Origin of the sequence: Fictibacillus phosphorivorans (genome assembly GCF_023715845.1) — a bacterium.
In the GTDB taxonomy this organism is placed as follows: Bacteria; Bacillota; Bacilli; order Bacillales; family Fictibacillaceae; genus Fictibacillus; species Fictibacillus phosphorivorans_D.
On sequence record NZ_JAMBOR010000018.1, the window covers coordinates 73,740 to 80,652 of the forward strand.

The 6,913-nt window shown below is 41.3% G+C and carries 7 protein-coding genes, 12 tRNA genes and 1 rRNA gene; 19 read left to right on the forward strand and 1 reads right to left on the reverse strand.

What is annotated here, in order from left to right; genetic code table 11:
* The first annotated feature begins 63 nt into the window (after positions 1 to 63).
* The 5 genes from M3206_RS14060 (at position 64) to M3206_RS14080 (ending at position 4,553) form a co-directional block, all read left to right on the forward strand.
* A complete protein-coding gene (locus tag M3206_RS14060) occupies positions 64 to 396 on the forward strand; it encodes an STAS domain-containing protein (protein ID WP_251313152.1) in 333 nt (110 codons plus the stop codon).
* On the forward strand, positions 393 to 878 hold the full coding sequence (gene rsbW / locus M3206_RS14065; RefSeq protein ID WP_251313153.1) for an anti-sigma B factor RsbW: 486 nt from the start codon (positions 393 to 395) through the stop codon (positions 876 to 878). The genes M3206_RS14060 and rsbW overlap by 4 nt, the downstream gene beginning before the upstream one ends.
* Positions 844 to 1,635, forward strand: a complete 792-nt coding sequence (sigB, locus tag M3206_RS14070; protein ID WP_251313155.1) for an RNA polymerase sigma factor SigB — start codon at positions 844 to 846, stop codon at positions 1,633 to 1,635. The genes rsbW and sigB overlap by 35 nt, the downstream gene beginning before the upstream one ends.
* Positions 1,632 to 2,240: a SpoIIE family protein phosphatase gene (locus M3206_RS14075; protein ID WP_251313157.1), complete on the forward strand. Its 609-nt coding sequence runs from the start codon at positions 1,632 to 1,634 to the stop codon at positions 2,238 to 2,240. Before sigB ends, M3206_RS14075 begins: the two co-directional genes overlap by 4 nt.
* Before the next feature lie 174 nt (positions 2,241 to 2,414).
* Positions 2,415 to 4,553 carry a Tex family protein gene (locus M3206_RS14080; protein ID WP_251313163.1) on the forward strand — a complete coding sequence of 713 codons (2,139 nt, stop codon included), beginning with the start codon at positions 2,415 to 2,417 and terminating at the stop codon, positions 4,551 to 4,553.
* Positions 4,554 to 4,582: 29 nt separating this feature from the next.
* Here the strand turns inward: M3206_RS14080 and cmpA are convergent, their stop codons facing one another.
* The gene (gene cmpA, locus M3206_RS14085; protein ID WP_130297391.1) at positions 4,583 to 4,705 is read right to left on the reverse strand and encodes a cortex morphogenetic protein CmpA; all 123 of its coding nucleotides are present in this window, start codon (positions 4,703 to 4,705) and stop codon (positions 4,583 to 4,585) included.
* Positions 4,706 to 4,802: 97 nt separating this feature from the next.
* Between cmpA and M3206_RS14090 the strand changes: the two genes are divergently transcribed.
* The 14 genes from M3206_RS14090 to M3206_RS14155 all read left to right on the forward strand — a co-directional run.
* Positions 4,803 to 5,261 (forward strand): SprT family protein, encoded by a 459-nt coding sequence (locus tag M3206_RS14090; protein WP_251313158.1) that lies wholly within the window; start codon positions 4,803 to 4,805, stop codon positions 5,259 to 5,261.
* Between the two features lie 186 nt (positions 5,262 to 5,447).
* Positions 5,448 to 5,522 (forward strand) — tRNA-Asn (locus M3206_RS14095).
* Positions 5,523 to 5,525: 3 nt separating this feature from the next.
* Positions 5,526 to 5,616 (forward strand) — tRNA-Ser (locus tag M3206_RS14100).
* Positions 5,617 to 5,619: 3 nt separating this feature from the next.
* A tRNA-Glu gene (locus tag M3206_RS14105) sits at positions 5,620 to 5,694 on the forward strand.
* 34 nt (positions 5,695 to 5,728) lie between these two features.
* Positions 5,729 to 5,804, forward strand: a tRNA-Asp gene (locus M3206_RS14110).
* Positions 5,805 to 5,821: 17 nt separating this feature from the next.
* Positions 5,822 to 5,896: transfer RNA gene (locus M3206_RS14115), tRNA-Gln, on the forward strand.
* A gap of 66 nt (positions 5,897 to 5,962) precedes the next feature.
* Positions 5,963 to 6,038, forward strand: a tRNA-Lys gene (locus tag M3206_RS14120).
* A 15-nt stretch (positions 6,039 to 6,053) separates the two neighbouring features.
* A tRNA-Leu gene (locus M3206_RS14125) sits at positions 6,054 to 6,137 on the forward strand.
* A 53-nt stretch (positions 6,138 to 6,190) separates the two neighbouring features.
* Positions 6,191 to 6,276, forward strand: a tRNA-Leu gene (locus tag M3206_RS14130).
* A gap of 45 nt (positions 6,277 to 6,321) precedes the next feature.
* A tRNA-Arg gene (locus tag M3206_RS14135) sits at positions 6,322 to 6,398 on the forward strand.
* 6 nt (positions 6,399 to 6,404) lie between these two features.
* A tRNA-Pro gene (locus M3206_RS14140) sits at positions 6,405 to 6,481 on the forward strand.
* 7 nt (positions 6,482 to 6,488) lie between these two features.
* Positions 6,489 to 6,562 (forward strand) — tRNA-Gly (locus M3206_RS14145).
* 10 nt (positions 6,563 to 6,572) lie between these two features.
* Positions 6,573 to 6,649, forward strand: a tRNA-Ile gene (locus M3206_RS14150).
* 174 nt (positions 6,650 to 6,823) lie between these two features.
* A 16S ribosomal RNA gene (locus M3206_RS14155) occupies positions 6,824 to 6,913 on the forward strand; the annotation flags it as partial.

Consider the following 6,913-nt stretch of genomic DNA (forward strand, 5'->3'; position numbering starts at 1 on the left):
ATACTTTGGTTTCGGGTAAAGGTTATTTATCGGGTTTTTAATCAAAGAGTGGGGGGAAATATAATGAACTTACAAATTAGTCAACACCAAATAAATGAAACACATGAATTACATCTTTCTGGAGAAGTAGACGCTTATACAGCTCCAAAGTTAAAAGAAGTTATGCTTCCATTAACAGAGAAGGAAGGCAGCGTTGTGGTTGTCGATCTATCTGGCATTGATTATATGGATAGTACAGGACTAGGAGTTTTTGTTGGAGCGCTTAAATCTTCAAAAGCTAACAACAGTTCATTAAAGCTTCGTGGTATGACAGATCGTGTAAAACGAATTTTTGAAATTACCGGATTAACAGAAGTAATGGACATTGAAAGCGGAGTAAAGGGGGAGGCGCTATGAGAACAGCGTCCGACTATATTGAAATGAATGTCCCGGCAAAACCGGATTATGTGGGTGTGGTCAGATTAACAATCTCTGGCCTTGCGAACAGAATGGGATTTGCGTTTGATGAAATCGAAGATATTAAAATTGCTGTTTCTGAAGCAGTAACGAATGTAGTAAATCATGCTTATGATGAGGATCAAGAAAAAGGTCAAGTCCGTGTTGGCTGTAATATTTTTGACGACCGTATTGAAATAACTGTTGTCGATCAAGGTAAGAGCTTTGATGTTGAATCTATCTCAAAAAATCTTGGCCCAGTCGATGGAAAATCTGTTGATCAATTAAATGAGGGAGGTTTAGGCCTCTTCCTAATAGATACACTTATGGACAAGGTAGAAATAAGCAGTGAAGCGGGAGTCGTCGTTATGATGACTAAGTATCTTCACAGAGATGAGGTGGAGGAACATGTCGACAGAGTCTCGCCAGCGCCTTCACAGTAAAGAGCAGGTCTATGCGTGGATCGATGAATTGCAACAAGATCCACAAAATGAAGAGATTCAGACGAATCTTGTTCTCCAATACCAAGATCTAGTTCATTCCTTAGCAAGGAAGTTTTCTAAAGGTAAAAGCATTCATGACGATTTGGTACAAGTCGGTATGATCGGATTATTAGCTGCCTTTAGAAGATACGATAAAACGTTTGGACGTTCGTTTGAATCCTTTGCGGTTCCAACCATCGTAGGTGAAATTAAACGCTTTATCCGTGATAAGACATGGAGCGTCCATGTACCTCGTCGAATTAAGGAATTAGGACCAAGAATTAAAAGAGCTGTTGAAGAATTAACTACGAGTCTGCAGCGATCACCTAAGATTGCTGAAATTGCAGACTACCTGGAAGTTTCAGAAGAAGAAGTGCTTGAGACGATGGAAATGGGCAAGAGCTACCAAGCTCTTTCTGTTGATAGCTCGATCGAGGCTGACCAGGAAGGAAGTACGGTTACACTTCTTGATCTCGTTGGTTCGAACGATCAAGGGTTCGATCAGATTGATAAAAGGCTTCTTTTACAAAAAGCTTTTGCGGTTCTTACTGAACGGGAACGCGAAATCCTTCAGTGTACGTATTTCGAAAACTTAAGCCAGAAGGAAACAGGGGAACGATTAGAAATTTCTCAAATGCATGTTTCCAGATTACAAAGAAGAGCTTTAGAAAAGTTGAAAGAAGCTTTGCGCGTGACTCCATCGGAGGCGCTTAAATGATCGAACACTATCAATATAGCAGAGCATCTGTTTCCTCGTATCAAAAGCCAAAAAAGGGAAATGATCTTTGCGGAGATAGTTTTTATGTTAAAGAAACGGACAATTATTTGATTTGTGCTGTTGCGGATGGCTTAGGAAGCGGAAAAATGGCAAAAGAGGCATCGGGGACAGCAACGAACATCATCGATCAAAATCATGATGAAACAGTCGAGCAGTTAATGCATCTTTGTAACGAGGGACTTCGACATACGCGGGGTGCTGTTATTGCAATCGTAAAAGTCGATTATGATAATCAAACTGCCACTTATTCTGGAGTGGGTAATATCCGTTTTATGGTCTCTGCAGAAAGACAACGTGCTGTACACCCTTTGCCAAAAGTCGGTTTTTTAATAGGAAAACCTGAACGATTTAAAGTACAGGATTTTCGATTTGAAAAAGAATTAAGTTTTATGCTCTATTCAGATGGCATGGATATCCACACACAAAGTCGTGCGCTTTTAACCAAGATGATTTCACCAAAGGAATCGGTAAAATTTATTAGCAATTTACCGCAGGATATCAATGACGATGCCACGGTGCTGGTAGGTCAAGTAAATATGAGTTAGAGAAACATCATCCTTACCGCATTTGAGGATGGTGTTTTTTTGTTCTCGAATATAGCTATCTAAAACAGCTTAAAGGTTTTTTTACGGAGTGTAGCACTTCGTTTATAATAGAAGTAATTGATTGAAAAAGGAGTGTTCTTATTGGGACAACCTGTTAATGAACAAGCATTGCGTATGATGGAACAGGAACTGAATGTTAAAGGTAAACAAATTAATCAAGTGATTGCATTATTAGAAGAAGGAAATACGGTGCCTTTTATTGCCCGTTACCGAAAAGAGTTAACAGGAGGTCTTGATGAAGTTCAGATTAAAGACATCATGGACCGCTGGACTTACTTGCAAAATCTTGCTTCCCGTAAAGAGGAAGTTATTCGATTAATCGACGAACAAGGAAAATTAACTGAAGAATTAACGGCTGCGATTCATAAAGCTCAAAAGCTGCAGGATCTAGAAGATTTATACCGTCCCTATAAGCAAAAAAGAAGAACGAAAGCGACGGTAGCAAAAGAAAAAGGATTAGAGCCCCTTGCTTTATGGCTTTTGGAACAACATAAAGATCATCCGTTAGAAGTAGCGAAAGATTACATAAATGAAGAAAAAGAAGTACTGACTGAAGAAGATGCGCTCCAAGGAGCTAAGGATATCATAGCCGAAATGCTCTCTGATGATGCTGATATGCGAAAGTGGATACGTGAAGATACTTTTTCTAAAGGTGAAATTAAATCAGAAGGAAAAAATACTGAAGCTGACGAAAAGAAAGTATTTGAGATGTACTACGAATATCAAGAACCCATCCGTAAGATTGTTCCTCACCGCGTTCTTGCTGTGAACCGTGGCGAAAAGGAAGGAATGCTAAAGGTCGGCATTAGTGCACCTGTTGATTTCATTCATTCAAAAATGGAACGAAAAACGATTAAACGACCAGGTTCTCCAGCCGAGTCATTTTTACGAGAAGCGATAGAGGATGCCTATAAAAGGCTGATTGCGCCTTCGATCGAACGAGAAATTCGCGCATCTTTAACAGAACAAGCGGAAGAACGCGCGATTCATATTTTTTCTGAAAATGTAAGAAGTCTTTTGCTACAGGCCCCATTAAAAGGGAAAATCGTTTTAGGTGTAGATCCAGCATATCGTACAGGATGTAAGCTTGGTGTTGTAGATGAGACAGGAAAGGTTCTTCATATCCAGACCATTTACCCAACACCGCCAAGATCAGAAGTTGAGAAATCTGCTGCGGTCGTGAAAAAGCTGATTGATCAATATAGGATTGAGATTGTAGCGATCGGAAATGGTACCGCGTCACGTGAAACGGAACAATTTATTGCAGAGACGTTAAAAGATCTCGATCAATCTGTCGCTTATGTAATCGTAAATGAAGCTGGAGCGAGTGTTTATTCAGCATCAACTGTGGCCCGTGAAGAATTTCCGGATCTTCAAGTAGAAGAAAGAAGTGCCGTCTCTATTGCGAGAAGACTTCAGGATCCATTGGCTGAACTCGTAAAAATTGATCCGAAATCAATCGGAGTTGGACAATATCAGCATGATGTATCTCAAAAGAGACTTGGTGAAGAGATCAGCTTTGTGGTTGAAACAGCGGTTAACCAAGTAGGCGTTAACGTCAATACAGCTTCTGCCTCGTTGCTTCAATATGTATCTGGCTTGTCCAAAACCGTTGCACAAAACATTATTTTAAAAAGAAATGATGTGGGGAAGTTTAAGAATAGGACAGAGCTGAAGAAGATTCCTCGCTTAGGTGCAAAAACGTATGAGCAATGTATCGGGTTTTTGAGAATTATGGAAGGCGATCAGCCATTAGATCAGACGGGAATCCACCCTGAAAGTTATCCTGGAACCAAAGCGTTGTTAAAGGAGTTAGGATTTACTCCTTCAGACATCGGTTCTGAAGCGTTGGCAGAAAAATTAAAGTCTCTCTCATTAGAAGAGACTTCAAATAAACTCGGTATTGGTGTTCCAACATTAAAAGACATCATTGAAGGACTAACAAAACCTGGCCGTGATCCTCGTGATGAATTTTCAGGTCCAGTTCTTAAAACAGATGTTCTTAAGATGGAAGACTTAGCACAAGGTATGGAACTTCAAGGAACAGTCCGAAATGTAGTGGACTTTGGTGCTTTTGTAGATATTGGAGTAAAGCAAGACGGTCTTGTTCATATTTCGAAATTAACAGACCGCTTTGTTAAAAATCCAATGGATGTAGTTAGTGTAGGACAAGTCGTAACCGTTTGGGTCGATTCAGTTGATGTAGCGAAACAGCGAATCGCCCTAACGATGATTGCACCTAAAAAAGGATAGATATAATAAAAAGCGCTTCTCCAGTGGGTTCATTCTTCACTGGAGGAGTGCTTTCTATTATAAAAGAACCAGCATTGATTCAATAAGCGGATTTGGTAACGATCTTTTTGATAATAAGCGCGGCGGAGCTGTCTTTTAAACCATGTTGGCATATAGAGAACCTCCTTGAACTTCCCAATCCGTTGTTTGTGTATTAGTCTATGTTTAGATGCTTGTTAATGTGAACTTGAAATGGTAAGGGGAATTATAATGACAGATGAAGAACTTCAGAAACTTACGGAAGAAATATCTATAAAATACTTCAATAAAAAGTTTCGTCATAACGCCAGGTTTAACAATAGGCTGCGCACGACAGGAGGGCGGTACTTATTGAGAACTCATGACATCGAGATGAATCCGCACCTATATGCTGCGTTTGGGATAGATGAATTGATCGGAGTTATTAAGCATGAACTCGTTCACTATCACATGCATATCGAAGGGAAAGGGTATAAACATGGTGATGATGACTTTAAGTATTGGCTGAATAAAGTCGGCGGTTCACGTTATTGTCAGTCCATTCCTGAAAAAAGAAGAACACAGAGTTATAAATATCACTATGTTTGCACAGAATGTATGCAGATTTATCATAGAAAAAGGAGAATTGATACGAAGAAATATGTGTGCGGTAAATGCCGGGGGAAATTAAAACAAATTTCTTCAAAATAGGGTGTTGACTTCAAGGATGGGAATATGGTAATTTAATTAAGTCGCTGTTGGACAGCCTTTTACAGAGCCATTCATAATGGCTAACTAAATAGGTGAACGCAGCAACATTAGCTTAAAAAAACCTTCTAAAATAGGTTGACATTTTAAGCTGAAGCAAGTATGATATTAATTGTCCTTAAAAGACGTTCCACAGTAGCTCAGTGGTAGAGCTATCGGCTGTTAACCGATCGGTCGTAGGTTCGAGTCCTACCTGTGGAGCCATACAGAGAAGTACCCAAGTGGCTCAAGGGGCTCCCCTGCTAAGGGAGTAGATCGCTAACGCGGTGCGAGGGTTCGAATCCCTTCTTCTCTGCCATGTGGCCCGTTGGTCAAGCGGTTAAGACACCGCCCTTTCACGGCGGTAACACGGGTTCGAATCCCGTACGGGTCACCATTTTGTTTTTAACAAAATAAATACCTAGATAGATGGACTCGTGGTGTAGTGGTTAACATGCCTGCCTGTCACGCAGGAGATCGCCGGTTCGACCCCGGTCGGGTCCGCCATTTTTATTCTAAGGTGTTGGGCTATAGCCAAGCGGTAAGGCAACGGACTTTGACTCCGTCATGCGCTGGTTCGAATCCAGCTAGCCCAGCCATTTTTTATTTTTAAATTGATTGTTTAATTATTTCAGACTCAAATCATTTTAAAAAGAAAAACTTAAGAGCCATTAGCTCAGTCGGTAGAGCATCTGACTTTTAATCAGAGGGTCGAAGGTTCGAGTCCTTCATGGCTCACCATTTTCAAATTAATATGCGGGTGTGGCGGAATTGGCAGACGCGCTAGACTTAGGATCTAGTGTCTTTGACGTGGGGGTTCGAGTCCCTTCACCCGCACCATATTAATTTCTAACTTATAAAGTTGCAGTGTTATTGCGCTGGCATCTTGCCGCGCGGTCGTGGCGGAATGGCAGACGCGCTAGCTTGAGGGGCTAGTGGGGGCAACCCCGTGGAGGTTCGAGTCCTCTCGACCGCACCAACTTTTCAAAATAACATATAATGCATTTTGATATGCAATGGATATGCGCCCTTAGCTCAGCTGGATAGAGTGTTTGACTACGAATCAAAAGGTCGGGAGTTCGAATCTCTCAGGGCGCGCCATATTTACGGGAAGTGGCTCAGCTTGGTAGAGCACCTGGTTTGGGACCAGGGGGTCGCAGGTTCAAATCCTGTCTTCCCGACCATTCTTTTGCGGGTGTAGTTTAGTGGTAAAACAAGAGCCTTCCAAGCTCTGGTCGTGAGTTCGATTCTCATCACCCGCTCCATTATTTTCACGGGCCTATAGCTCAGCTGGTTAGAGCGCACGCCTGATAAGCGTGAGGTCGATGGTTCGAGTCCATTTAGGCCCACCATATTCTTTTGAAAAAAGATTTAAAAAAGCGCTTGACTTTATGAATGCGATTCGCTATGATTATATAGCTGTCGAAAAAGACAAGCCAAACAAGTTCTTTGAAAACTGAACAAAAGCAAAGGTAAGGAATTAAGAATGAATTCCGTCAGTAAGAAATTAGAGCAAGTCAAACACTTTTATGGAGAGTTTGATCCTGGCTCAGGATGAACGCTGGCGGCGTGCCTAATACATGCAAGTCGAGCGAATGACGAGGAGCTTGCTCCTC

Excerpts from the sequence above, each read along its gene's own strand:
- M3206_RS14080 (WP_251313163.1), top strand. The coding sequence starts at position 2,415 with ATGATGGAACAGGAACTGAATGTTAAAGGTAAACAAATTAATCAAGTG.
- cmpA (WP_130297391.1), bottom strand. The coding sequence starts at position 4,705 with ATGCCAACATGGTTTAAAAGACAGCTCCGCCGCGCTTATTATCAAAAA.
- M3206_RS14075 (WP_251313157.1), top strand. The coding sequence starts at position 1,632 with ATGATCGAACACTATCAATATAGCAGAGCATCTGTTTCCTCGTATCAA.
- rsbW (WP_251313153.1), top strand. The coding sequence starts at position 393 with ATGAGAACAGCGTCCGACTATATTGAAATGAATGTCCCGGCAAAACCG.
- sigB (WP_251313155.1), top strand. The coding sequence starts at position 844 with ATGTCGACAGAGTCTCGCCAGCGCCTTCACAGTAAAGAGCAGGTCTAT.
- M3206_RS14090 (WP_251313158.1), top strand. The coding sequence starts at position 4,803 with ATGACAGATGAAGAACTTCAGAAACTTACGGAAGAAATATCTATAAAA.
- M3206_RS14060 (WP_251313152.1), top strand. The coding sequence starts at position 64 with ATGAACTTACAAATTAGTCAACACCAAATAAATGAAACACATGAATTA.